We start from the raw sequence: 25,669 nt of genomic DNA, 5'->3' as shown, positions 1-25,669 counted from the left end.
AAAAAAAGGGACAGCCTTTAGCCAACGTTTTTTCGCGGGACGAGAGAAACCCAGAAACGGGTGCGCGTATGGACGTCGATTGGCAGACTCGCCGCCAGTAATGAAAGGACTTGATCAGTGTTGTCGAGGCGGAAACTGCCGGTGATGCGCAAGGACTCCAGTGCCGGATCCCAGCGCAACAGCCCGGAACGATAACGGCTCAACTCCCGCAGGAAATCCCCCAGTGGTTGGTTCTGCGCCATCAACACACCTTCACGCCAGCCCGGCATCAAGGCATCGAACGCTGCGACACGCCCGGCACCGGACGCTTGCAGACTGACCTGCTGGCCCTGACTCAACATCAGCGCCGGCCCTTGCAGCGGCTGCAACTGCACCGCACCACTGACCACCGAAACGCGGCATTCACCTTCGCTGAGGCGCAGGCAGACTTCGCTGCGACTGACGCTGATCCGCCCGTAAGGTGCGTTGATCATCAAGGCTGAGTCGCCGGGAACCTTGAGCGCCATCTCGCCGCGCACCAGCGTCAATTGACGGGCAACCAGATCGATGTTGACCGCACTGTCCGTGTTCAACTGCAACGAACTGCCATCCGCCAACTGTAATTGACTGTGCTCACCGGTGCCGGTGTGCAGATCGGCCCGCCAGGCGTCCAGCGGCAATTGCCGACTGATCAGCCACGCCGCCGGCACCAGCGCCGCCAGACCGAGCGCGCGTTTCAGCGCTGCACGACGTGCCGGATCCGGGCGATCCAGGGTGGCCATGGCCAATGCCGAAGGCAGGCCGCTAAAGCGTCGGCGCAACAGCTGAATCTTCTGCCAGGCGTTTTCATGGCGGTGATCGCTGCTGCGCCAGTGTTGCAGGCGCGTGTGATCATCATCCGTGGCCTCGCCCGACTCCAGCAACGCCAGCCATTGCGCAGCAGCGCGGGCCACTTCACGCGCTTCGTCGCTGGGGGCAACACGCATCACAAATCCACCAGCAAACAATGCTCGTATGCCTGCGCCATGTAGCGTTTGACCGTGCGCTCAGAAACCTGCAAGCGCTCGGCAATCTCGCGATAACCCAGCCCTTCGAGCTGACTCCACAAAAATGCCCGGCGCACCGGCCGCGGCAAACCATCGAGCAACTCGTCCAGCGCTTGCAGGGTTTCCAGCAGCAGCCAGCGCTGCTCTGGCGAAGGCACGCTCTCCTCCGGCAATTGCGCCAGTGCTTGTAGATAGGCTTTTTCGAGTTGGCGGCGGGTGTAGAAATTGCTTAACAGGCGTTTGCCCACGGTCAGCAGATAGGCTCGCGGTTCCTGAATATCGGCCAGGGGTTGCGCACTGGACAGCACGCGCATGAAGGTGTCCTGACTCAGATCTGCCGCATCCCAGGCGTTGCCCATGCGTCGACGCAGCCAGGTTTCCAGCCAGCCGCGGTGATCCCGATACAGGTCGTGCAGGTTCTGCTCCGAGGGCGCCGCTGCTTCAATCATCTCAAGAGACCCTGCGCGAAGTTAGATTCAAATGAGACTGATTCTAATTAACTTCGCGGATGAGACAAAGGTCTTTTTACGGGTCAGGCCATGTGTGAGCGCTTGAGGGTCTCGCTCGGGAGCTCTTTGAACAACGCCCGGTAGCTGCTGGAAAACCGCCCCAAGTGCCAAAACGACCAATGCATCGCGACCTCGGCAACCGTGGTTTCCGTCGGCCTGCGCTTGAGCAACTCGCGGTGCGCACTGTTCAACCGGCGCAGTCGCAACCAATGGCTTGGCGTCATCCCGGTGAAGTGCTTGAAGGCTTGCTGCAACTGCCGCAGCGGAACACCCGCCACGTGCGAAAGCTCCAGCAGATTCAGCGTCTCTTCGGGTGAATCCGCCGCCCATTCACCGATGCGCTTTATGATCATTCGCTCCTCGGTCCGGCGCTGCAAACCGCCGCGATCCAGATGCACCCGCGCGTTATCGAGGATGAACAGACAGTCCTCAAGCAACTGTTGAGTCAACGCCTCTTTTTCAACTAGATCAATGGGTTGCGTCAACTTCGTGAGAGTCGAGCTTAACCAGCGACTGAACAAGGCGTTCTGCCCGCCATTGAGCGGCGCCATGAACAGGCCTTCAAGTTTGGCCACATCCAGACCGTGCTGGCGGACGAATTCGGGGCCGAACACCACGGCAATTTCCTGGTAGTTCTCCGGGGTGATCCAGATGTTGCGACTCTCTTCATTGAGCAGGTACAGCGCGTTGTCACTGCGATCAAAACAGAACGCCAAAGCACCCGATGGCGCGCTGAAATTTTGCTCGACCCGGGTGTTCATCTGCTCTTCGTAGACTTCGACACCCTGCAGATCCAGATAGCGAATCTGTCCGGCGAAATGGCCTGGCGACATCTGTTGGTAATGCTGAACCCAGCCCGGCGTGGCGCGGACTTGCTCGGCCACATCGGCGGTATTGAACGCTTGAACCTGGAGCGAATTGCACGTTGTCATGGGGTGACCTTGCGCACTCTTTTGGTGCGCTTTGGTGTGTTTAAAGTGGATAGATGGAACTGCAAGGCTCGCCCAAGATAGTCGTCAACGCGCTACAGGGGAAGGGGCGGAAGATGAAACCCGCCCTCCCCGGCGTCAATAAAACCAATAACGAGGTCTTTATGAATGCCCCTTTCGATCAGCTGTTCACTTGGCTGAAAGATCACAAGATTACCGAAGTTGAATGTGTGGTCAGCGACCTGACCGGCATTGCCCGCGGCAAAATCGCACCGACCAACAAGTTCCTGCATGAGCGAGGCATGCGCCTGCCGGAAAGTGTGCTGCTGCAAACGGTAACCGGGGACTTTGTCGACGACGACATCTACTACGACCTGCTCGACCCGGCCGACATCGACATGGTCTGCAAGCCTGTGGCGGATGCGGTCTATGTGATTCCATGGGCGATCGAGCCGACCGCCATTGTCATCCACGACACCTTCGACAAGTTCGGCAACCCGATCGAACTGTCGCCACGCAATGTGTTGAAGAAAGTCTTGCAGCTGTACACCGATAAAGGCTGGAAGCCGATCGTCGCGCCGGAAATGGAGTTCTACCTGACTCAGCGCTGCGAAGACCCGGACCTGCCGCTCAAGGCACCACTGGGCCGCTCGGGCCGTGCTGAAAGTGGTCGTCAGTCATTCTCCATCGATGCCGCCAACGAATTCGATCCGCTGTTCGAAGACGTCTACGACTGGTGCGAACTGCAAGGTCTGGACCTCGACACACTGATCCACGAAGACGGCCCGGCGCAGATGGAAATCAACTTCCGTCATGGCGACGCGCTGGATCTGGCCGACCAGATCACCGTATTCAAACGCACCATGCGTGAGGCAGCGCTCAAGCACAACGTCGCGGCGACGTTCATGGCCAAGCCGGTTGGCGACGAGCCGGGCAGCGCCATGCACATTCACCAGAGCGTGGTGGACATCGCCACCGGCAAACCCGTCTTCGCCACCGCTGACGGGCAGATGAGCGAGCTGTTCCTGCACTACATCGGCGGTTTGCAGAAGTACATCCCGAAAGTCCTGCCGATGTTTGCGCCCAACGTGAACTCGTTCCGCCGCTTCCTCCCGGACACCTCGGCGCCGGTGAACGTCGAATGGGGCGAAGAAAACCGCACCGTCGGCTTGCGTGTGCCGACGTCCAGCCCTGAGGCGATGCGCGTGGAAAACCGCTTGCCGGGCGCCGACGCCAACCCGTATCTGGCGATTGCCGCGAGTCTGCTCTGCGGTTACCTCGGCATGGTCGAGAAGATCGAGCCGAGCGCGGGCGTCGAAGGTCGTGCTTACGAGCGCCGCAACCTGCGCCTGCCGATCACCATCGAAGAAGCGCTGACGCAAATGGAAGAGTGCGCCACCGTCGCCGAGTACCTGGGCAGCAAGTTCGTCCGTGGCTATGTCGCGGTGAAGCGTGCCGAGCATGAAAACTTCAAGCGCGTGATCAGCTCGTGGGAGCGTGAGTTCCTGATGATGAGCGTTTAAGTAACACCACCTGACCCTGTGGGAGCGGGCTTGCCCGCGATGGCTTTGGCACATCCAACAATGTTGCTGAAGCCACCACCCTCATCGCGGGCAAGCCCGCTCCCACAGGGAACCAAACAAATCCAAGAAGAGGTGTCGATATGCGTCTATTGAAATCCCTGATCCCGCTCAGCCTGAGCGTTCTGTTCAGCGCCGTAGCCCACGCCCAGCCACAGGTCAGCGTCTACAACTGGACCGACTACATCGGTGAAACCACCCTCGCCGACTTCCAGAGCCAAACCGGGATCAAGGTGATCTACGACGTTTTCGACTCCAACGAAACACTTGAAGGCAAACTCCTCGCCGGCCGCACCGGCTATGACGTGGTGGTGCCGTCCAACCACTTTCTCGCCCGTCAGGTAAAAGCCGGGGCGTTCCTCAAACTGGACCGCACGCAACTGCCCAACTGGAAAAACCTCGACCCGAAACTGCTCGAACTGCTGGAGAAAAACGACCCGGGCAACGAGCATTCCGTGCCGTACCTGTGGGGCACCAACGGCATCGGCTACAACGTCGACAAGGTAAAACAAGTGCTGGGCATCGATCACATCGATTCCTGGGCCGTGCTGTTTGAACCGGAGAACCTGAAGAAACTCAGCCAGTGCGGCGTGTCGATGATGGACTCTGCCGACGAAGTCTTCCCGGCCATCCTCAACTATATGGGCCTGGACCCGCGCAGTGAGAACCCGGAAGACTATAAGAAAGCCGAAGCCAAACTGCTGAGCATTCGCCCGTACATCACCTACTTCCACTCGTCCAAGTACGTGTCGGACCTGGCCAACGGCGACATCTGCGTGGCCTTCGGTTATTCCGGCGACGTGTTCCAGGCGGCCAATCGCGCCAAGGAAGCCAAGAACGGCGTGAACATCGCCTACGCGATCCCGAAAGAAGGCGCCAACCTGTGGTTCGACCTTTTGGCGATTCCGGCCGACGCCGGCAATACCAAAGAAGCCCACGCGTTCATTAATTACCTGCTCGATCCGCAAGTGATCGCCAAGGTCAGCGGTTCGGTCGGTTATGCCAACCCGAACCCGGCCGCCAAGCAGTACATGGATCAGGAGCTGGTCAACAACCCTGAGGTTTATCCGTCTCAAGCGGTGCTCGACAAGCTCTACATCTCCTCTACCCCGCCCCAGGCAATCATGCGTCTGATGACCCGTTCCTGGAGCAAAGTGAAGTCGAACAAATGAATCAGTACACCCAAGAACACGCCCGCTCCTACTACGCAGCCTCGGCTCGGGCGACCACTCCCTACCCTGTCCTGGACGGCGATCTGAGCGTCGATGTCTGCGTGATCGGCGGCGGGTTCACCGGGGTCAACACCGCCATCGAGCTGGCTCAGCGCGGGCTGTCGGTGGTGTTGATCGAGGCGCGGCGGATTGGCTGGGGCGCCAGCGGCCGCAATGGCGGCCAATTGATCCGCGGGATTGGCCACGAGGTCGAAGGTTTCGCCAAGTACGTGGGTCATGAAGGCGTGCGCTATTTGCAGCGCGCCGGGATCGATTCGGTGGACCTGGTGCGCCAGCGCATTACAGACAATGACATCGAATGCGATATGCGTTGGGGCTTCTGTGAGCTGGCGAATACGCCGGCGCAATTCGCCGCGTTCAAGGAAGAACAAGTCAGCCTCGCCGAACTCGGCTACGCCCATGAAACCCATCTGGTCGGGCCCGAGCAGATTCGCCAGCAAGTGGTGAATGCCGAGGGCTACGCGGGCGGTCTGATCGACATGGGCTCGGGCCACTTGCACCCACTGGATCTGGTGCAAGGTGAAGCGCGACTGGCGACGTCGCTTGGCGTGAAAATATTCGAGCAGAGCCCGGTACTGGAAATCATCCATGGCTCGACGGCTCAGGTGCGTTGCGCCACTGGCACCGTGCGTGCCGGCAGCCTGGTGCTCGGTTGCAACGCGCACCTGGATGAGCTCGAACCTCAACTGAGCGGCAAAGTGTTGCCCGCCGGTAGCTACATTATTGCCACCGAGCCGTTGTCCGAAGCACGCGCCGCGCAACTGATCCCGCACAATCTGGCCTTGTGTGATCAGAAGGTCGGACTCGATTACTACCGGCTCTCGGCGGACCGGCGCTTGTTGTTCGGCGGTGCCTGCCATTACTCCGGGCGAGATCCAGCAGACATCGCCGCCTACATGCGCCCGAAGATGCTCAAGGTCTTCCCGCAACTGGCCGACGTGCGCATTGATTATCAGTGGGGCGGCAAGATCGGCATCACCGCCAACCGTTTCCCTCAGGTCGGGCGCCTACAACAGCACCCGAACGTGTTCTACGCCCAGGGTTACTCCGGCCATGGTCTGAACGTGACTCACTGGTGCGCAAAACTGCTCGGCGAGGCGATTGATGCCGGCCACAGTCAGGGCATGGACGTGTTCAGCGGTGTGCCGCACATGACCTTCCCCGGCGGCCCGGCCCTGCGTTCGCCGTTGCTGGCACTGGGCATGTTCTGGTATCGCCTGCGCGAGATGCTCGGCTAACACACGATCCCATGTAGGAGCTGCCGAAGGCTGCGATCTTTTGATCTTGCTTGATTTGATCGTTCCCACGCAGGAGCGTGGGAACGATCACCGGCAACATCGTCAGTAATTTGCTCTATCGCCAAGCACTTCTATATTGATGAAGTGCTTTTGCGTTCCTGACGCTCAGTGCCCAATTATCAGAGGAGGACACGGATGAAGTCGTCAGCCACCAACGAGCCGCCAGCACCGGGCCAGGCGCCCATAAAAACCCGACGCTTCAGCCTGTCGCTGGTATGGGTCGTGCCGATTATCGCTGTGCTGGTGGGCATTTCGTTGGTGGTGCACAACCTGATGCAGGAAGGGCCGACCATCACCGTCAACTTCAAGACCGGCAGCGGTCTGGTGGCGAACAAGACCGAAGTCAAATACCGCAACGTGGTCATCGGCCGGGTCACCGATGTCGAATTGAGCGATGACCAGAAAAGCGTCAACGCCACCATCAAACTGGCCAAGCAGGCCGAAAGCTTTACCCGCGAAGACTCGCAGTACTGGGTGGTACGCCCACGCATTGGCGCTGGCGGCGTGTCCGGTATCGACACCCTGCTCTCCGGCGACTATATCGGCGCCGACATCGGCCAAGCCAATAACCGCGCCAAGCAGTTCAAGGGTCTGGAGAACCCGCCGCCGATCACCTACGGCGAACCGGGCAAGCGCTTCATGTTGCACACTCAGGATCTCGGCTCGCTGGACATCGGTTCGCCGGTTTACTACCGCAAGATCCCGGTTGGCCAAGTGGTCGCCTACACCCTCGCCCAGGACGGCAAAGGCGTCGACATCGAAATCTTCGTTCATTCGCCAAACGATGCCTTCGTCACCGAAAACACCCGGTTCTGGAACGCCAGCGGCATAGACGTCAGCGTTGGCGCCAATGGTTTTCAGGTCAAGACCGAGTCGTTGTCGTCGATGCTGGTCGGCGGCATCGCCTTCCGTGCGCCGGATTACAGTCCCAACGATGTAGCAGCGGCTGATGACAAAGACTTCGAGCTGTTCGAGGATCAGTTGACCGCCCTTGCCCCACCCAACGGCAAGGCGCAATACCTGAGCTTGCGCTTCGACCAGTCCCTGCGCGGCCTCAAGGTTGGCGCACCGGTGGAGTTCCTCGGCATGGAAATAGGCCGGGTGGTGGCAATCAATCTGGATTTCGACGCGAAAAAACGCAGCTTCCCGCTGAACGTCGGCATCGTCATTTACCCGCAGCGCCTCGGCCAGGCATACAAAAAAATGCTCACGGCGTTCAATCATGACCCCAACGACGAAGCCGCCGGTATACGCCTGATGGGCACCTTTATCGACAATGGCCTGCGCGCACAGGCCCGCAGCGGCAACCTGCTGACGGGCCAACTGTACGTGGCGCTGGACTTCTTCCCTAAAGCCGAAAAAGTCGTCTTCGATCCAACGGCTCGTCCCGTGGTCATACCGACCGTGCCAGGCAGCCTCGAACAGTTGCAGGAAAAACTCGAAGCGATGGTCGACAAAATCAACAAACTGCCGGTGGAACGGATCGCCAGTAACCTTGACGGCAATCTTGTCGAGTTGCGCAAAGGCCTGAGCCAGTTCAATGCGAAAACCTTGCCGGGCGTACAGAGCACCCTCGCCGACGTCAGCAAAACCCTGCAGTCCGCCAACTCCACGCTGGCCGATGACTCACCGCAGCGGGAAAAAATCAATGAGACCCTCGACGAGCTCTCTCGCATGTCGCGCTCCTTGCGTGAGTTCTCGGACTACCTGGGTCGTCATCCGGAATCGTTGATTCGCGGTCGTCCCGAAAACGCCGGGCCGATGGACCTGAAAGGACCGCCACGCAATTGAGCACAGGAGCTGAACCATGGCTTTACCGTTGAAGATCACCGTGCTCGCTGCATTTATGCTGCTTGCTGCTTGTCGCAGCGATCCGATCAGCTTTCACACGCTGGTGCCGGCACAACCGGGTTCTGGCCGAAGCGGATCGGAGATCGCCATAGAAGGCATCACCGTGCCGCCGCAGGTCGATCGCGCGCAAATCGTCATCCGGCAGGGCAACAGTGGCCTGGCGATACTGGAGACTGAATGGTGGGGCGCGACGCTCGCGGATGAACTGCGCACTGCCTTGGTCGACCAGTTGAGCAGCGCCAGCGGCCAGCAGAAACTCTCGGTGCGCGTCGACGTGCAGCGCTTCGATTCGATCCCCGGCCAGTACGGTTTGATCGACGTCAAATGGCGTTTGCGGCCACTCGGCGCGGCTGACAGCGCACTGCTGACCTGCCGTTCCGTCCTGCAAACGCCGTCCGGGCCAAGCATCGACGAACTGGTGGCGGCGCAGCAAAACAACGTCAAACGTCTTGCCGCGCAAATCACTCAGGCCGCCAGTGGGTCGCGCGGTTGCCCTCCCGCCTCCTGATCAGAGATCGAAGCGATCCACTGCCCGCCGCCGCTCGTTGTCGTCACGCACATCGTAGTTGGCGGTGGTCTGGATGTTGCTGTGATGCGCCAGCTTCTGCGCAATCGACAGATCATGCTCTTCGATGACCCGGGTGATAAACGAACGCCGGAAATCGTGGGGCATGATCTTCACCCCGACCTGTGTGCCGCGCTGACGGGCGATGTAATAGATCGCGTGTTTGGTGATGCGTTCGCGGGTGATGTGGCTGCCACGACGGATGCGATTGAACAGAAACCCGTCATCGCTTTCACCTTCCTTGAGCTGTGAGCGACGCAGTTCCAGCCACGCATCGAGCTTCGCGAACGCCCACGCCGGAGCGTACTTGATCAGTTGTTTGTTGCCTTTGCCGATGACGGTCAGGCTGCGCTCAGTGAAATCGACCTGATTCAAATCCAGATCCACCGACTCGGATTTGCGCATGCCGGTGCCGTACAGCAGCGCAATCACTGCGGCGTCACGCAAACCCTGCGGGCGTGGGTCGGCGGCGCAGACTTCCATCAATTCGTGAATCAGCGTGCGTTTGAGATTGCGCCCCTGCGATAACCGCGTGCCGGCGATGCCTTTGACCGAACGCATTTTCAACAGGTGATCCTGAGTGATCAGGCTCATGCGCCAGGCTTCGTTCATCACCCCGCGCACGGCATTTACATAGAGCGAAGACGTATTGGGCGCGTAGTTGTCCTCACGCAAAGCCGCCACCAGTGCAACGACATCTTCAGGTTGCAAGCCGTGCCATGGAATGTCTTCGAGATTCATGTCCTCGAAACCCAGACGGTCGGCGGCGTCCTGCAAGACGTAGCGCATGGTCAGTTGGCTGGAAGGCGCCAGGCGTGCCAGATAAAGCGTTAGCGGATTAGTGTTGGACGGGGAAGATGGGGTACTCGACAAGTCAATCAAACGAAACGGCCTTGAATGGAAAACAGTTCATTACAACATGACAAAAAACGGCAAAACCTGAATGCGACCGGTTGCCGGAAAAGGCTCACAACCTGCCGGCCAAGGGCTTAAAAGTCAATCAGGCATTCTCCGACCGGTATCCCAAGCCCTTGAACTTCCGCGTTTTTCAGACAACCGGGCGGACGTTGCAGGCGCGATAGACGAATTGAAACATGCCCTTGCCTACCCTGATCGCGGTCAACAACAGATCAACACTCATCTGGCTCGTGCGTCCGCATTCAGGAGTGCTTCATGAAAATCACGGTATTTGGCAGTGGTTACGTCGGTCTGGTGCAAGCGGCTGTGCTGGCCGAAGTCGGGCATGACGTGGTGTGTATGGACGTCGACCATAACAAGGTCAACTTGCTGAGTCAGGGCCACGTCAGCATCTTCGAACCGGGGCTGGCCAGCCTGGTGCGCGAGGGTCTGGATTCGAAACGCCTGTTGTTCACCAGCGACGAAAAACTCGCCGTGCAGCACGGCCGTGTGGCGTTCATTGCGGTGGGTACGCCGTCGCGTGAAGACGGCTCGGCGGATTTGCGCTACGTGCTCTCGGTCGGCGATGCGATTGCCCGTCACCGTGAACATCCGCTGATTCTGGTGGAGAAATCCACGGTGCCGGTGGGCACGGGCGACACCTTGCGCACGCACATCGAAAAGGCCTTGATCAAGGTGGGTCGTTTGCTGCATTTCGATATCGTCTCCAACCCGGAGTTTCTCAAGGAAGGTTCCGCCGTCGCTGATTGCCGGCGTCCGGATCGCATCGTCATCGGTTGCGAGGGCGATGAGGTGCGTGACGTGATGCGCGATCTGTACGCGCCGTTCAATCGCAACCATGACCGCATCATGTTCATGGACTTGCGTAGCGCCGAGCTGACCAAGTACGCGGCCAACTGCATGCTGGCGACCAAAATAAGTTTCATCAACCAGATCGCCGAGCTGGCCGAACACCTGGGCGCCGACATCGAATCGGTGCGCCAGGGCATCGGCGCCGACACGCGCATCGGCTACCACTTCATCTACCCGGGTTGTGGTTATGGCGGTTCGTGCTTTCCCAAGGACATGCGCGCCTTGATCCACAGTGCCGAACAGGCGCACTGCTCCAGCGACTTGCTGCAAGCGGTCGAAGCGATCAATCAGCGGCAGAAGCACAAGCTGTTCGAGCGTATCAACGCGTTCTACAAAGGCGACCTGCGCGGCAGGACTTTCGCCCTGTGGGGTCTGGCCTTCAAACCCAACACCGACGACATGCGCGATGCGCCGAGCCGGGTCTTGCTGGAAGAACTGTGGGCCGCCGGCGCCAGCGTGCGCGCGTTCGACCCCGAAGCCATGCAGGAAACCCAAAACCTCTATCCGGACGAAGCAAAACTGATGTTGATGGGCACGCCTGAGTCGGTATTGCCCGGCGCCGACGCGCTGATCATCTGCACCGAGTGGCAGCAGTTCAAGGCGCCGGATTTCGACTTGATCAAGCAGCGCCTCAACACCCCGGTGATCTTCGACGGTCGCAACCTGTACGACGCCGAGCGGTTGGCGCGCAATGGCATCCAGTACTTCCCGATGGGCCGTGGCGAGTCGCGCAAGTTGCCAATCTCGCTGCAGCAATGGCCCCGCGCGTCCGACGTCGCCTGACCGGTTATTGCGACCTTTGAGCTCCTACAGAGGGGATTTTGTTGTGTCAGGTTGACCGGTGACTGCGACCCGGCGAGGATGGCGACGCCCGCTTGTGCATCTGAAATAAGGACATTGACCTCTTCGTGGCTACCTACTCACCCCTGATCCGCCGGCTGATGATCAGCTCGCTGACAGTCGTCATCAGCCGTGCCCTGATCAGCCCATTGCTGACCTTGTTCCTCAGCAACAAACTCGGCCTCAACCCTCAAGACGTCGGTCTGCTACTGGGCATCGCGGTGTTCAGTGCCACGCTGCTGTCGCTGTATGGCGGTTACATCATCGATCGACTGGACAAGCGCCAGTTGCTGATCCTTACCATGCTCTCGAGCGGCATCGGACTGATGCTGCTGACCTTCGCGCAGAATCTGTACCTGGTCACGCTGGTGCTGATCATCAGCGAAACCGCCTCGGCGCTGTTCCTGATCTGCTCCAAGGCGATCCTCAGCGAGAACCTGCCCATCGGTCAGCGGGTCAAGGCGTTTTCCCTGAACTACACGCTGACCAACATCGGTTACGCAGTCGGCCCGATGATCGGCGTGGTGATCGCAGGTATTCAGCCTGGCGCGCCGTTTATCGTCGCCGGTGCGATCGCCTGCGCCAGTGTGTTCCTGCTGCTCGGCGTCGCCAGGAAGGTGAGCCCGATAACGCCGCTCGGCCAGCCGCAAAGCTTTCTGAATACCCTGATCATCCTGAAAAACGACCGCACGATGGTCCTGTTCACCCTGGGCTGCCTGCTCAGTACGTTGGTCCACGGGCGTTTCACCTTGTACCTGTCGCAGTACCTGCTGGTGACCCACACTCAGCAACAGACGCTGGACACCATGGCCGCCCTGCTCGCCTGCAACGCGATCACAGTGATCCTGCTGCAATATCAGATCGGCCGGTTCCTCAAGCGCGAGCACCTGCGGTACTGGATTGCCGGGGGCACCGCGCTGTTCATCGTCGGACTGATCGGCTTCAGTGTCGCCGACAGCCTCGTCGGCTGGTGCGTGGCGATGTTCATCTTCACTCTGGGCGAGATGATCATTTACCCGGCGGATTTTCTCTTCGTCGACACCCTGGCCCCGGAAGAACTGCGCGGCAGCTACTACGGCGCACAGAATCTGGCGGCACTGGGCGGTGCTTTAAGCCCGGTAATGTGCGGGTTCCTGCTGATGCACACACCGGCACCGAGCATGTTTTTCGCCCTCAGTGGTCTCGCGGCGCTGGGCGGCTATCTGTGTTTTGTCAGCGGGCGCAGGGTCGCTTCAATGCAAAAGTAATGCACTAAAACTGCATTAATATGAATTTGTCAGCATCGAGATTGATCGGCAAACTGTGCGCGTTCCTCCCCCAATGTTGGAACACTTCGAGGGCTTTCCGGACTTGCCGGACAAGTCCTTTTTTTTGCCCGGATTTTTGCAAGGATCGGTTTCACATGCTCGCTCGCTGGTTGCCCGCCGCCATCAACACTCGCCCCACCGAATGGAGCCGCGCCGCTATCGGCATGGCACTGGGCACGCTGTTCAGCGTGTGGTTGTGCGCCCAGGTATTCGGTCATGAAGTCGCTTATCACCTGATCGGCCCGTTGGGCGCGTCGGCGGTGCTGCTGTTCGCCGTATCGTCCGGCGCCCTCGCCCAGCCCTGGTCGATTCTGGGCGGCTATCTGTGTGCCGGTGTCGTGGCATTGTTGGTCGCCCATGTGCTCGGCCGAACACTCGGCAGCGCGTGTCTGGCGGCGGGCATCGCGTTGATTCTGATGTGTTGGTTGCGTTGCCTGCACCCACCGGCCGGCGCGTTGGCGTTGACGTTAGTGCTGGCCGATCCCGCGACCATCGCCATGGACTGGAAAGCCATGGAGCCAGTGATGTTGGGGGCTGCGTGCATGTTGGCCAGTGCCTTGGCCTACAACAACCTGACGCGCATCCGTTACCCAAAACGCCCCGCCGAACCTGCGCCGGTGGTTGCCCCGGTCGATAGCCAGGCGATCACTGCTCAAGACCTGAAACTGGCGCTGGCTGACATGGAGGCGTTCATCGACATCACGCCTGAAGACCTGGAGCAATTGATCCACGCCACTGAACTGCATGCCAAACGCCGCAGCATTGGTGAAGTTTTCACCCGCCCGTCCTGAATCCCCACACTTCTGTGTAGGCGCTGCCGAAGGCTCCTACACTGTCATTGCATTCCATCACCTGATGTAAAAATGCACACAGCCCCTGCAGATATCCTCGTTGTACAGGGCAAATTTGCACTGTTACGATCCGTTAACGCTCGCGCGCGAGCTTCTCGAATAAAGACAATAAAAGCAGGGAGTTAGTGATGACTGCTCAGGCTTCATCCCCGCGGACTCTGTCCATGGATGCCACGCAAAACGAAGTGCTGGCCGAGGTTCGCAACCACATCGGTCACCTGACCCTCAACCGCCCTACCGGCCTCAACGCCATTACCCTCGACATGGTTCGCCTGCTGCAACAGCGGCTCGACGCCTGGGCGAGCGACGCCGATGTGCACGCCGTCGTCCTGCGCGGTGCCGGTGACAAAGCCTTCTGCGCTGGCGGCGACATTCGTTCGCTTTACGACAGTTACAAGAGCGGCGACACGCTGCACGAAGATTTTTTCGTCGAGGAATACGCCCTCGACCTGACGATTCACCACTACCGCAAACCGGTGCTGGCGCTGATGGACGGATTCGTCCTCGGTGGCGGTATGGGTCTGGTGCAAGGCGCCGATCTGCGCGTGGTCACCGAAAAGAGCCGTCTGGCGATGCCGGAAGTGGCCATCGGTTATTTCCCGGACGTCGGTGGCAGCTATTTCCTGCCGCGCATTCCCGGCGAGCTGGGGATATACCTGGGCGTCAGCGGCGTGCAGATCCGCGCTGCCGATGCGTTGTATTGCGGGCTCGCCGACTGGTATCTGGACAGCAGCAAACTGGCCATCCTCGATGAAAAACTCGATCAGATGGAATGGCAGGACACACCGCTCAAGTCGCTGCAAAACCTGTTGGCCAAACACGCCGTGCAAACCCTGCCCGATGCGCCACTCGAAGCCTTGCGTCCGGCCATCGACCACTTCTTCGCGCTGCCGGACGTGCCAAGCATGGTCGAGCAACTGCGCGCCGTCACCGTTGCCAACAGCCATGAATGGGCGACCACAACGGCTGATCTGCTGGAAACCCGCTCACCGCTGGCCATGGCCGTTACGCTGGAAATGCTCCGTCGTGGCCGGCACTTGAGCCTGGAACAGTGCTTCGCCCTCGAACTGCATCTGGATCGTCAGTGGTTCGCCCGCGGTGACCTGATCGAAGGCGTGCGCGCCCTGCTGATCGACAAAGACAAGACACCTCGCTGGAACCCGCCGAACCTCGCCGCGCTGGACGCTGCGCATGTGGCGAGTTTCTTCCACGGTTTTGCTGAGAGCGGGAGCTGAGCCATGCACGATCTCGAACTGACTGAAGAACAAGTGATGATCCGCGACATGGCCCGGGACTTTGCCCGCGGCGAAATCGCGCCTCATGCGCAAGCCTGGGAAAAGGCTGGCTGGATCGACGACGCCCTCGTGGCGAAGATGGGCGAGTTGGGTCTGCTGGGCATGGTCGTGCCCGAAGAATGGGGCGGCACCTACGTTGATTACGTCGCTTATGCGCTGGCCGTGGAAGAAATTTCTGCTGGCGATGGCGCCACGGGTGCGTTCATGAGCATCCACAACTCGGTCGGTTGCGGCCCGGTGATGAACTACGGCAGCGACGAGCAGAAACAGACCTGGCTGGCGGATCTGGCCAGTGGCGCGGTGATCGGCTGCTTCTGCCTGACCGAACCGCAGGCCGGTTCCGAAGCGCACAACCTGCGCACTCGCGCCGAGCTGCGCGATGGCCAGTGGGTGATCAACGGCGCCAAGCAATTTGTCAGCAACGGCAAACGGGCAAAACTGGCGATCGTGTTTGCGGTGACCGACCCGGATCTGGGCAAGAAAGGTATTTCGGCGTTTCTGGTGCCCACCGATACACCGGGCTTCATCGTCGATCGCACCGAACACAAAATGGGCATCCGCGCTTCCGACACCTGTGCGGTGACGCTGAACAACTGCAGCATTCCCGAGGCCAACCTGCTTGGCGAGCGCGGCAAAGGTCTGGCGATTGCCTTGTCCAACCTTGAGGGCGGACGCATCGGCATTGCCGCGCAAGCGTTAGGGATTGCCCGCGCGGCGTTCGAAGCGGCGTTGGCTTATTCGCGGGATCGGGTGCAGTTCGGCAAGCCGATCAACGAACACCAGAGCATCGCCAATCTGCTGGCCGACATGCACATGCAATTGAACGCGGCGCGGTTGATGATTTTGCATGCGGCGCGCCTGCGCACGGCGGGCAAACCGTGTTTGTCAGAGGCGTCACAGGCCAAGCTGTTTGCGTCCGAGATGGCCGAGAAGGTTTGCTCGTCGGCGATTCAGATTCATGGCGGGTATGGGTATCTGGAAGATTATCCGGTCGAGAAGTATTACCGCGATGCGCGGATTACCCAGATTTATGAAGGATCGAGCGAGATTCAGCGGATGGTGATTGCTCGGGAATTGAAGAACTACCAGCTCTAAAAGCAAAAGATCGCAGCCTGCGGCAGCTCCTACAAGGAAACACATATTCCCGTGTAGGAGCTGTCGCAGGCTGCGATCTTTTGATCTTCTAAAAGCATCGCCAGCAGGCTGGCTCCCACATTGGATCGGCGCTCTACACAAATCGCCTGTGGGAGCCAGCCTGCTGGCGATGAGGCCAGTCAAGTTCGCGAATTACTTACCCTTGAACTCAGGCGTCCGCTTGGCCACAAACGCCGCCATCCCTTCCTTCTGATCCTGCGTCGCAAACGCCGCATGGAACACCCGGCGCTCAAACCGCACACCCTCCGTCAAATTGACCTCAAACGCACGGTTCACACTTTCCTTGACCATCATCGCAATCGGCAGCGACTTACTGGCGATCACTGCTGCCACTTTCAGCGCTTCATCGAGCAATTCATCACTCGGCACGATCCGCGCGACGATGCCGCAACGCTCAGCCTCAACCGCGTCGATCAAACGTCCGCTCAGGCACATTTCCATGGCTTTGGCTTTGCCCACTGCGCGAGTCAGACGTTGTGTGCCGCCCATGCCCGGCAGCACGCCGAGGTTGATTTCCGGCTGGCCGAATTTGGCGCTGTCGCCGGCCAGGATAAAGTCGCACATCAACGCCAGCTCACAGCCACCGCCCAAAGCGAAGCCGTTAACCGCGGCGATAATCGGCTTGCGGCGGTTGGCCACGCGATCACTGTCGCTGAACAGGTCGTCCATATAAATCTGCGGATAGGTCAGCTCGGCCATTTCCTTGATGTCGGCGCCGGCAGCGAAAGCCTTTTTCGAGCCGGTGATGACGATGCAGCCGATATTGGCATCCGCTTCCAGCGCATCAAGTGCCTGGTTCACTTCGCTGACCAGTTGCGCGTTCAGCGCGTTCAGCGCCTGTGGCCGGTTGAGAGTGATCAAGCCAACGCGGCCGTGGTTTTCCAGCAGAATCGTTTCGTAAGTCATGGATAAAATTCCTGGTCAAAGATTGCGCGAAATAACCATGCGCTGAATATCGCTGGTGCCTTCGTAGATCTGGCAGACGCGCACGTCGCGGTAGATGCGCTCCAGCGGGAAATCGTTGAGATAACCGTAACCGCCGAGCGTCTGCAAAGCCATCGAGCAGACTTTCTCGGCCATCTCCGAGGCGAACAATTTGGCCATGGACGCTTCGACCAGCGCCGGTTGACCGCTGTCACGCAGCGCCGCGGCGTAATGCACCATTTGCCGGGCGACGGCGATTTGCGTCGCCATGTCGGCGAGACGAAAAGCAACGGCCTGGTGTTCGATGATCGGCTTGCCGAACGTGTCGCGGTCACGGGCGTAATCGCGCGCCGCTTCGAATGCTGCGCGGGCCATGCCCACCGATTGCGAGGCGATACCGACGCGGCCACCTTCGAGGTTGGCCAAGGCGATCTTGTAACCCTCGCCCTCCTCACCCAACCGGTTGGCGACCGGCACTTTGACGTCTTCGAAAAGAATCTGGCAAGTGTCCGAGGCGTGCTGGCCGAGCTTGTCTTCGACGCGGGCAACTTTGTAGCCCGGCGAATCGGTCGGCACGATAAACGCGCTGATCCCGCGTTTGCCGGCACCTGGATCGGTCACCGCAAAGACGATCACGATCCCGGCGTTTTGCCCGGACGTGATGAACTGTTTGCAGCCGTTCAGCACGTAATGATCGCCTTCCAGGCGTGCGCGGGTCTTCAGGCTGCTGGCGTCGGAACCGGCCTGCGGTTCGGTCAGCGCAAAAGCCCCAAGCATGGCGCCGCTGGCCAACGGCTTGAGAAAACGCTCGCGCTGATCGTCGTTGCCGAACTTGAGGATCGGCACGCAGCCGACCGAGTTGTGCACGCTCATGATCGTCGAGCAGGCACCGTCGCCGGCGGCGATTTCTTCCAGCGCCATGGCGTAGGCCAGGTAACCGGTGTCGCAACCGCCCCACTGCTCCGGCACGAGCATGCCGAAAAAGCCCAGCTCGGCCATCTCGCCAATGGCTTCCTTGGGAAAGCGGTGCTCGCGATCCCACTCGGCGGCGAACGGTTTCAGCCGTTCCTCGGCAAACTGCCGGGCCATGTCGCGGATCTGTTGTTGGTCTTCGTTGGGGATCATGGTGAGTCCTTAAATCCGGTTTGCTACGCAAAACCCTGTGGGAGCGGGCTTGCCCGCGATGAGGCCGCGTCAATCAAAATATTGGCTGTCTGACCCACCGCCATCGCGGGCAAGCCCGCTCCCACAGGGTCAGGTGTCAACTTCAGTAAACGCATTCCACGGCCATGGCCGTTGCTTCGCCGCCACCAATGCAGATGGCCGCGATGCCGCGTTTCAGATTGTTCTGGCGCAACGCCGAGAGCAACGTCACCAGAATCCGCGCACCCGACGCACCGATCGGATGGCCCAGCGCACAAGCACCGCCGTGGATATTCAGCTTCTCGTGCGGGATATCGAGATGCTTCATCGCCGCCATCGCAACCACGGCAAACGCCTCGTTGACTTCAAACAGGTCAACCTCGGCCAGCGACCAGCCGGTCTTCTTCACCAGTTTGTTGATCGCCCCGATCGGTGCCACCGGGAACAGGCCCGGGGTATCAGCGAACTCCGAGTGACCGTGAATGACCGCCAGCGGTTTCAAACCAAGTTTCTGCGCCTGCGACTGACGCATCAGCACCAGCGCCGCTGCACCGTCAGAAATCGAACTGGAGTTCGCCGCCGTCACCGTCCCGCCTTCGCGGAACGCCGGTTTCAGCGAAGCGACCTTGTCCAGTTTGGCTTTTGGCGGCTGTTCGTCATTGCTGATCAGCACCTGCTCTTTGCCGACGGTCACGGTCAGCGGGACGATTTCGTCCTTGAAGCGGCCGTCCTTGATCGCCTGTTGCGCGCGCGTGGTCGAGGCGATGGCGAAGGCGTCCTGCTCTTCACGGCTGAATTCATTGGTGTCGGCGCACTCCTCGGCGAAAGTGCCCATCAGGCGCCCCTTGTCGTAGGCGTCTTCGAGACCGTCGAGGAACATCGAATCCAGCACCCGACCGTGGCCCATGCGGTAACCGGCGCGGGCACGATCCAGCAGATACGGCGAGTTGGACATGCTTTCCATGCCGCCGGCGATCACCACATCGGCGCTGCCCGCGACCAGCATGTCGTGAGCCAGGATGGTGGTTTCCATGCCCGAGCCGCACATCTTGTTGACGGTGGTACAACGGGTCGATTTATCCAGCCCGGCGCCCAGCGCCGCTTGCCGCGCAGGGGCCTGGCCGAGGCCCGCAGGCAATACGCAACCGAACAGCACTTCATCGACTGCATCGCTGGCGACACCGGCGCGTTCAACCGCGGCCTTGATGGCGGCGGCGCCGAGTTGCGGCGCGGTGAGGCTTTTCAGTTCGCCCTGAAAGCCGCCCATCGGGGTGCGAACGGCGCTGACGATAACAATCGGATCGTTGGAAATAGTCATGACAAATCCTCCTTACCTGGCGGCCATGCGCAAGGCGCCGTCGAGACGGATCACCTCACCGTTGAGCATGCTGTTTTCGATGATATGCCGAACCAGCGCGGCGTACTCGGCAGGCTTGCCCAGACGCGGCGGGAACGGTACGCCGGCCGCCAGCGAGTCGCGGACTTCCGGGGTCATGCCGGCCATCATCGGCGTTTCAAAAATGCCCGGGGCGATGGTCATCACGCGGATGCCGAAGCGCGCCAGTTCACGGGCGGCCGGCAGGGTCAGGCTGGCGATGGCGCCTTTTGACGCTGCATACGCGGCCTGACCAATCTGGCCGTCGAACGCCGCTACCGAGGCGGTGTTGATGATCACGCCGCGCTCGCCATCGGCATTGGCCTCGCTCTCGGCAATCGCCGCAGCGGCCAGGCGCAACATGTTGAAGCTGCCGATCAGGTTGACGTTGATCACCTGGGCAAAACTGGACAATACGTGCGGGCCGTTCTTGCCAAGGATCTTCTCGCCACGGACGATGCCGGCGCAGTTGACCAGACCATTGAGGCTGCCGAATGCAGTGACGGTCGCTTGTATGGCGGCTTCGGCGGCGGCTTCATTACTGATGTCGGCGACGACGCTTTGCGCACCCAGGCGTTGGGCCTGCGCGGCAACCGCTTCGGCGTTCATGTCCACCAGCATCACTTTGGCGCCGGCACTCACCAGCAATTCAGCGGTGGCTGCACCCAGGCCGGAAGCGCCGCCAGTGACGATAAAAACCTTGTTCTCGATCTGCATGACTGTTTCCTTCGATTCAAGCTGAAACGTTGTGCGCCGCGGCCTCTTGAGCCTTGGCGATTTCCTGGTTGCGCAAGATAAAGCGCTGCAATTTGCCGCTTGGGGTCTTGGGCAATTCGCTGACAAATTCGATTTCACGCGGGTACGAATGCGCGGCCAGACGTTTGCGTACGTGCTGGCGAAGTTCTTCGGCCAACTCTGGTGCCGCGCGGTATTGCGCGCTGAGCACCACGAAGGCTTTGACCAGTTCGGTGCGCTCCGGATCGGGTTTGCCGACCACCGCGGCCTCGACCACGGCCGGATGCTCGATCAACGCGCTTTCGACGTCGAATGGCCCGACGCGGTAGCCAGATGTAGTAATCACGTCGTCGCTGCGGCCGACGAAACTGATGCTGCCATCCGGATTCCACTCCACGGTGTCGCCACTCAGGTAGTAATCGCCGACAAAGGCTTTGGTCGGTGCGCCTTCATAGCCGCCAAACCAGCACATCGGCGAGTTGGCACGGTCGATGGCGAGGATGCCTGGCTGACCGACGCCCAGTTCCTGGTGCTGCTCGTCGAGCACCACAATGCGATGACCCGGCGAGGCGAAACCGGCGGCGCCAACGTGAACCGCATGGTCGAGGCCATGGTGATTGCACAGCACCATGCCCAGTTCGGTCTGGCCGTAATGGTCGTGGATGACCACATCAAGGTTGTCAGCGAACCAGCGGATTACTTCCGGGTTCAGCGGTTCACCCGCGCTACTGACGATCCGCAGCTTGCCCTTGATCGACCTGGCGAACTCGTTACCGCCGGCAATCAGCAGACGATAAGCAGTCGGCGAACCGGTGAGGTTGGTGATCCCGTACTTGTTGATCACCCGGCAGGTGCTTTCGAGGGTGAACGGGCCATCGTAGAAAGTGATCGGATGCCCCATTGCCAACGGGCCGGTGACGCCGAAATAGATGCCATAGGCCCAGCCCGGATCGGCGACGTTCCAGAATGCATCTTCCGGGCGCAGATCCACCGCATCACGGGTGTAGCTCTGGAACGCGACGATCGCCTTGAGCGGTACCGACAGGGCTTTCGCCGGGCCGGTGGTGCCCGAGGTAAACATCAGCAGGAACGGGTCTTCGCCGCTCAGCAGCACGGGTTCGCAGACGTTGGAATAATTGGCCAGTTCAGCCCAGAAACTGAAATCGCCACGGACAATGCCCTGGCCCTTGGCGCCGCCGACCGTGACCAGCGTCGGGCAGTCGGCAACTTCAGCGAGTTTCGGTCGGTTGACGGCGTCGGTCACCACGACTTTGGCGCCGGAGCTGTTCAGTCGATGTTCGAGGGCCTTGGGCCCGAACGCGGTGAACAGCGGTTGATAGACCGCGCCGATGCGCCAGGTGGCGAAAACGGTGATGAGTAATTCGATATTGCGTGGCAGCAGGCCGGCGACCTTGTCACCCTTGCGCACGCCTTGGGCGAGGAGGAAGTTGGCGAATCGCGCGGCTTTGTCCTGCAAGTCGCTGAAGGTGTAAGTCGCGCTGGCGCCGTCGCGACCTTCCCAGAACAGCGCGATGCGCCCCGGCAATGCATGGCGGTCGCAACATTCGACGCAGGCGTTGAGCGCCTCAAGCGAGCCGCTGAGCGCGGCATCCACAGTGTGCTGATAGTTGAACTGTTCGGTGGCAGACAAGTAGTCGCGCATTGCCAGAATCCCTCTGTGTTTTTATTAGGCTGGGAACCGTAAACAACAGAGGGATAGTCGCGCTGTAAGGGGCTTGGGGCAATGGTCAAAGCTATCAAAGTGGCTGACTGGTTTGGCCAGGGTTCAAGAGATGTGCCGCCAGGATTGCCGCCTTCGCGAGCAGGCTCGCTCCCACATTTGAAATGCGTTCACCCTGTGGGAGCGAGCCTGCTCGCGAAGGGGCCAAATCAGCCAGCATGGAGTCCGAATCAGACGGCTTCGTTAAGGATCAACGTCCGGTAATGCCCCGGATTTGACCCCGACCACTTGCGAAACGCCTTGTAGAACGAACTCGCATCGGCAAACCCCAAGCGGCTGGCGATCTCGACAAAGCTGATCGAAGGCTCGGCCAGCCAGACAATCGCCAGTTCCTTGCGCACGCTGTCCTTGAGGCCCTGATACGTCTGCCCTTCCTCGGCCAGGCGACGGCGCAACGTCGAGGCCGACATGCACAGTTGCTGGGCCAACGCTTCGGTTTCCGGCCACTGCTCGGCAGGCAACTGACGCAAATCGTGTTTGATCCGGCTGGCCAGGCTCTGCGGGTCGCGGTACTTGACCAGAATGTTGGCCGGCGCGTGAGCCAGAAAGCGCTTGAGCTCCTCGGCGGAACGTTTGATCGGCAGATCGAGGCAATCGGCGGAAAAGATCATCCGCGTGCGTGGCCGATCAAAGCGCAGGTTGTCCGAGAACATCACCCGGTAGTCATCGGTAAAGTCCGGCGCCGGGCAGCGCAGCTCGATGGCCAGGATCGGAATCCGCCGCCCCGCCAGCCAGCAGGCCACGCCGTGGACGATCATCCAATAGGTGAAGTAGGTAAACGCGCGACGTGGTTCGGGATCGTCTTCAAGCAGGACAATTTCCGCAAGACTCTGCTGATGCACCAGTTGCGCCGGCAGGCGCTCAAGCATCAACGACAGGAAACTCAGGCCCGTGCTCAAACCGGCCGCCAGCGTTGGTTGTGCCATGGCGCTGCGGCAAAGGAACTCCAGACTACCGGACTTGAGCTTGCGCGGGTCCATGCCGAAGAACTCGTCATCCCCCCGCCGAGCCAACAGACGCCAGAGCTTCGCATATTGCGATGCCGGCACCCGGCCCTCGCCGGTTTCCAGCAAGGCCGGGGCAATGCCGACCTTGTTCAACAGTTCTTCCCTGGCCACGCCCGGGGCACAACTTTGCAGCAGCGCTTCACGCACCAGTTGCACGGCGATGGTGTCTTTTTCCGACATGGAACGCGGCAGACCTTGTTGTTTTTGAGTGACGGGCATCTTACCGCAGCCACCCGCGCGTTGCTGGCCCGAAAACAATGCAACCCTGTGGGAGCGGGCTAGCCCGCGATGGCGTCCTGTCAGTCAACAGAAATGCCAGCTGTTCCATTGCAATCGCGGGCAAGCCCGCTCCCACAGGGTTTTGTGCTGAACATAACGTCATGTTGTTCAGCTTGCGTTCAGGTTCTTGTCAATGATTACCATATGAGAATGAGTGTCATTATGTTACAACTTAGCTTCCTATCTAAATCACCGCGGATACCGAATGCTCGTTCCCTTTCTGATCATGCTGCGCGAAGGCATTGAAGCCGCGTTGATCGTTGGCATTATCGCCAGCTACCTGCAACAGACCGGCCGCGGCGAATGGATGCCCGCCGTGTGGATCGGTGTTTTTCTCGCGGCAGCCCTGGCATTGCTGGTCGGCGGTGGCCTGGAACTGGTCAGCGCCGAATTCCCGCAAAAGCAGCAGGAACTGTTCGAAGGCGTGGTCGGGTTGGCGGCCGTGGCGATTCTCAGCTCGATGGTGTTCTGGATGCGCAAGGTCGCGCGGTCGATCAAGCATTCGCTGCACGCCTCGCTGGATCAGGCGCTGACCTCGTCCAGACATCAGGTGATTGCGCTGATCGCCATGGTTTTCTTCGCCGTGGCGCGAGAGGGCCTGGAAACCGTGTTCTTTTTGCTCGCAATGTTCCAGCAGAGCGAAGGCCCGGGCGCGCCGATTGGCGCCCTGCTCGGCCTGATTCTGGCGATCATCGTTGGCTTCCTCATCTACAGCGGCAGCATGCGCCTCAACCTCTCGGCATTTTTCAAGTGGACCGGGTTGTTCATTCTGGTCGTGGCCGCGGGGATTCTTGCCAATTCGGTGCAAGCCCTGCATGAAGCCGGCGTGTGGAATCACCTGCAAACCGTGCTCTTCGATTTCAGCGCGACACTGCCGATGGATGGCCCGCTGGGCTCGGTGCTGGCCGGCATGTTCGGTTATCAGGATGCGCCGACGGTCAGCACTCTTGGCGCGTACCTGATCTATCTGCTGCTGGCGCTGGTGATGTTCTTTCTGCCCGCGCCCAAGCCTGTCGCGCAATCGTCTTCTGCTTCCAGCCAATAAGGGCACTCATGTCAAAGCCTAATACTCCTCAGGCCTCGCCTCCCCGTGCCTTGCGTTGGGCGCTGGCCGGTTCGGTGATCGTGATGATCGCCGCCGGTGGCCTGTTCTGGTACGCCTCGAAAATGGCCGCGGCCAAACGTCAGCACAACCACGATGAAGTGGTGGTCAACATTCATCCGGGCAATTGCGAGCCGAACGCCCTGACAGTCCCGGCCGGTCGCGCCAGTTTCCGCATCGTCAACCGCTCCGAACGGGCGGTGGAATGGGAAATCCTCGACGGCGTGCTGGTGGTCGAAGAGCGTGAAAACATCGCCCCGGGCCTGAGTCAGGTGATCAATGCCAACCTGCAACCCGGTGACTACGCCATCACTTGCGGCCTGCTGAGCAACCCGCGCGGCACCCTGCATGTGACACCGACCGCCGCTTCTGACGCCGCCGCGAAAGCCAAGCCGTCGATGGTGGCCTTCATCGGGCCGCTGTCGGAATTCCGTGTGTATCTGGCCAGCCAGGGCAGCGCGTTGATCAAAACCACGACCGCGCTCAATCAGGCGATTGCCAGCGGTGACTTGAGTCAGGCGCAGGCGTTGTACCTGCCGGCGCGGGCGGCGTATCAACGCTTGGCCCCGGCGGCTCAGCGACTGGCCGAACTGGACAACCGGATCAATGCGCGCGCCGATTACTTTGAGAAGCGCGAGCAGGACCCGGCGTTCGTCGGTTTCCACCGCATCGAATACGCACTGTTCCAGCAACGCCAACTCGATGATCTCGCCGCCGTCGCCCAGCGTCTGGTGAGCGACGTCACCACGCTGAAACAGCAACTGCTCGCGCAATCGTTGCCGCCCGAGCAACTGGTCAACATCGTCGTGCGCAACCTCAACACCCTCGCCGACGTGCGTGCCGCCAGCGGTGAAGAAGAACGCTACAGCCACAGCGACCTCAACGGTTTCGCCGCCAATCTGCAAACCGCACACAAAGTGGTCGATCTGCTGCGGCCGATGCTGAGCAAGTCGGCGGCGGATCTGTTGCCGAAAATCGACCAGACGCTGGCCGACTTCGACAACGAACTGAACAGCTACAAGGTCAAGGACGGCTACGCCAGCTACGACGCCATCAGCGGCGCGCATCGCAAGCAGATCGCCGACAAGGCTCAGGCTTTGGCCGACGCACTTGAAGGCATCGATCCAGCCCTTGGCCTTTCCGGCCTGTAAGCAGA

At 60.3% G+C, this 25,669-nt stretch carries 22 protein-coding genes; 12 read left to right on the top strand and 10 right to left on the bottom strand.

Annotated elements, in window-relative coordinates; genetic code table 11:
• Positions 1 to 17: 17 nt before the first annotated feature.
• From AB4P92_RS00765 to AB4P92_RS00755, 3 genes are all read right to left on the bottom strand, one after another.
• Positions 18 to 965: a FecR domain-containing protein gene (locus AB4P92_RS00765; RefSeq protein WP_395598690.1), complete on the bottom strand. Its 948-nt coding sequence runs from the start codon at positions 963 to 965 to the stop codon at positions 18 to 20.
• Positions 965 to 1,474, bottom strand: a complete 510-nt coding sequence (locus AB4P92_RS00760) for a sigma-70 family RNA polymerase sigma factor (RefSeq protein ID WP_042559152.1) — start codon at positions 1,472 to 1,474, stop codon at positions 965 to 967. The genes AB4P92_RS00765 and AB4P92_RS00760 overlap by 1 nt, the downstream gene beginning before the upstream one ends.
• Positions 1,475 to 1,557: 83 nt before the next feature.
• Complete coding sequence (locus AB4P92_RS00755; protein ID WP_395598689.1) at positions 1,558 to 2,466, bottom strand: helix-turn-helix domain-containing protein; 909 nt, start codon at positions 2,464 to 2,466, stop codon at positions 1,558 to 1,560.
• Positions 2,467 to 2,627: 161 nt separating this feature from the next.
• On the opposite strand from AB4P92_RS00755, the gene AB4P92_RS00750 reads away from it, so the two are divergent.
• The 5 genes from AB4P92_RS00750 to AB4P92_RS00730 all read left to right on the top strand — a co-directional run bounded on the left by AB4P92_RS00750 (position 2,628) and on the right by AB4P92_RS00730 (position 8,932).
• Entirely contained in the window at positions 2,628 to 3,986 is a 1,359-nt protein-coding gene (locus tag AB4P92_RS00750) for a glutamine synthetase family protein (protein ID WP_115148083.1), read from the top strand.
• 140 nt (positions 3,987 to 4,126) lie between these two features.
• Positions 4,127 to 5,215: a polyamine ABC transporter substrate-binding protein gene (locus tag AB4P92_RS00745; RefSeq protein ID WP_395598688.1), complete on the top strand. Its 1,089-nt coding sequence runs from the start codon at positions 4,127 to 4,129 to the stop codon at positions 5,213 to 5,215.
• Positions 5,212 to 6,513 (top strand): NAD(P)/FAD-dependent oxidoreductase, encoded by a 1,302-nt coding sequence (locus AB4P92_RS00740; protein ID WP_395598687.1) that lies wholly within the window; start codon positions 5,212 to 5,214, stop codon positions 6,511 to 6,513. Before AB4P92_RS00745 ends, AB4P92_RS00740 begins: the two co-directional genes overlap by 4 nt.
• A 195-nt stretch (positions 6,514 to 6,708) precedes the next feature.
• On the top strand, positions 6,709 to 8,364 hold the full coding sequence (locus AB4P92_RS00735) for an intermembrane transport protein PqiB (RefSeq protein WP_042559223.1): 1,656 nt from the start codon (positions 6,709 to 6,711) through the stop codon (positions 8,362 to 8,364).
• A gap of 16 nt (positions 8,365 to 8,380) precedes the next feature.
• On the top strand, positions 8,381 to 8,932 hold the full coding sequence (locus tag AB4P92_RS00730; RefSeq protein WP_261735851.1) for a membrane integrity-associated transporter subunit PqiC: 552 nt from the start codon (positions 8,381 to 8,383) through the stop codon (positions 8,930 to 8,932).
• On the opposite strand, the gene xerC is transcribed toward AB4P92_RS00730, so the two are convergent.
• Positions 8,933 to 9,778, bottom strand: a complete 846-nt coding sequence (gene xerC / locus AB4P92_RS00725) for a tyrosine recombinase XerC (protein ID WP_234451832.1) — start codon at positions 9,776 to 9,778, stop codon at positions 8,933 to 8,935.
• A 384-nt stretch (positions 9,779 to 10,162) separates the two neighbouring features.
• On the opposite strand from xerC, the gene AB4P92_RS00720 reads away from it, so the two are divergent.
• The 5 genes from AB4P92_RS00720 to AB4P92_RS00700 all read left to right on the top strand — a co-directional run bounded on the left by AB4P92_RS00720 (position 10,163) and on the right by AB4P92_RS00700 (position 16,147).
• Positions 10,163 to 11,542 carry a UDP-glucose dehydrogenase family protein gene (locus tag AB4P92_RS00720; protein WP_395598686.1) on the top strand — a complete coding sequence of 460 codons (1,380 nt, stop codon included), beginning with the start codon at positions 10,163 to 10,165 and terminating at the stop codon, positions 11,540 to 11,542.
• 125 nt (positions 11,543 to 11,667) lie between these two features.
• The gene (locus tag AB4P92_RS00715) at positions 11,668 to 12,846 is read left to right on the top strand and encodes an MFS transporter (protein WP_395598685.1); all 1,179 of its coding nucleotides are present in this window, start codon (positions 11,668 to 11,670) and stop codon (positions 12,844 to 12,846) included.
• Positions 12,847 to 13,001: 155 nt separating this feature from the next.
• Positions 13,002 to 13,697: an HPP family protein gene (locus AB4P92_RS00710; RefSeq protein ID WP_395598684.1), complete on the top strand. Its 696-nt coding sequence runs from the start codon at positions 13,002 to 13,004 to the stop codon at positions 13,695 to 13,697.
• 188 nt (positions 13,698 to 13,885) lie between these two features.
• Entirely contained in the window at positions 13,886 to 14,992 is a 1,107-nt protein-coding gene (locus tag AB4P92_RS00705) for an enoyl-CoA hydratase/isomerase family protein (protein ID WP_042559229.1), read from the top strand.
• 3 nt (positions 14,993 to 14,995) lie between these two features.
• Positions 14,996 to 16,147: an acyl-CoA dehydrogenase family protein gene (locus AB4P92_RS00700; protein WP_047301132.1), complete on the top strand. Its 1,152-nt coding sequence runs from the start codon at positions 14,996 to 14,998 to the stop codon at positions 16,145 to 16,147.
• A 192-nt stretch (positions 16,148 to 16,339) separates the two neighbouring features.
• Here AB4P92_RS00700 and AB4P92_RS00695 read toward each other — a convergent pair whose 3' ends face one another.
• The 6 genes from AB4P92_RS00695 to AB4P92_RS00670 form a co-directional block, all read right to left on the bottom strand.
• Positions 16,340 to 17,113 carry an enoyl-CoA hydratase gene (locus tag AB4P92_RS00695; protein ID WP_395598683.1) on the bottom strand — a complete coding sequence of 258 codons (774 nt, stop codon included), beginning with the start codon at positions 17,111 to 17,113 and terminating at the stop codon, positions 16,340 to 16,342.
• Between the two features lie 15 nt (positions 17,114 to 17,128).
• A complete protein-coding gene (locus AB4P92_RS00690; protein WP_042559232.1) occupies positions 17,129 to 18,256 on the bottom strand; it encodes an acyl-CoA dehydrogenase in 1,128 nt (375 codons plus the stop codon).
• A 142-nt stretch (positions 18,257 to 18,398) separates the two neighbouring features.
• Entirely contained in the window at positions 18,399 to 19,592 is a 1,194-nt protein-coding gene (locus tag AB4P92_RS00685; RefSeq protein WP_395598682.1) for an acetyl-CoA C-acyltransferase, read from the bottom strand.
• 12 nt (positions 19,593 to 19,604) lie between these two features.
• Positions 19,605 to 20,366, bottom strand: a complete 762-nt coding sequence (locus AB4P92_RS00680) for an SDR family NAD(P)-dependent oxidoreductase (RefSeq protein ID WP_042559234.1) — start codon at positions 20,364 to 20,366, stop codon at positions 19,605 to 19,607.
• A 16-nt stretch (positions 20,367 to 20,382) separates the two neighbouring features.
• Positions 20,383 to 22,047, bottom strand: a complete 1,665-nt coding sequence (locus AB4P92_RS00675; protein ID WP_047301136.1) for an AMP-binding protein — start codon at positions 22,045 to 22,047, stop codon at positions 20,383 to 20,385.
• 248 nt (positions 22,048 to 22,295) lie between these two features.
• Positions 22,296 to 23,312, bottom strand: a complete 1,017-nt coding sequence (locus tag AB4P92_RS00670) for an AraC family transcriptional regulator (RefSeq protein WP_115148135.1) — start codon at positions 23,310 to 23,312, stop codon at positions 22,296 to 22,298.
• 304 nt (positions 23,313 to 23,616) lie between these two features.
• On the opposite strand from AB4P92_RS00670, the gene efeU reads away from it, so the two are divergent.
• Both efeU and efeO read left to right on the top strand, forming a co-directional pair.
• Positions 23,617 to 24,456 carry an iron uptake transporter permease EfeU gene (gene efeU, locus AB4P92_RS00665; protein WP_395598681.1) on the top strand — a complete coding sequence of 280 codons (840 nt, stop codon included), beginning with the start codon at positions 23,617 to 23,619 and terminating at the stop codon, positions 24,454 to 24,456.
• A gap of 8 nt (positions 24,457 to 24,464) precedes the next feature.
• Positions 24,465 to 25,664, top strand: coding sequence for an iron uptake system protein EfeO (gene efeO, locus AB4P92_RS00660; protein ID WP_395598680.1), 1,200 nt, complete (start codon positions 24,465 to 24,467; stop codon positions 25,662 to 25,664).
• The last annotated feature ends 5 nt before the right edge of the window (positions 25,665 to 25,669 follow it).

Origin of the sequence: Pseudomonas sp. A0308 (assembly GCF_044218815.1) — a bacterium.
Taxonomy (GTDB): Bacteria; Pseudomonadota; Gammaproteobacteria; order Pseudomonadales; family Pseudomonadaceae; genus Aquipseudomonas; species Aquipseudomonas iridis.
Note: the sequence above shows the minus strand (reverse complement) of the source record. Positions and strands in the feature narration are given on the sequence as shown.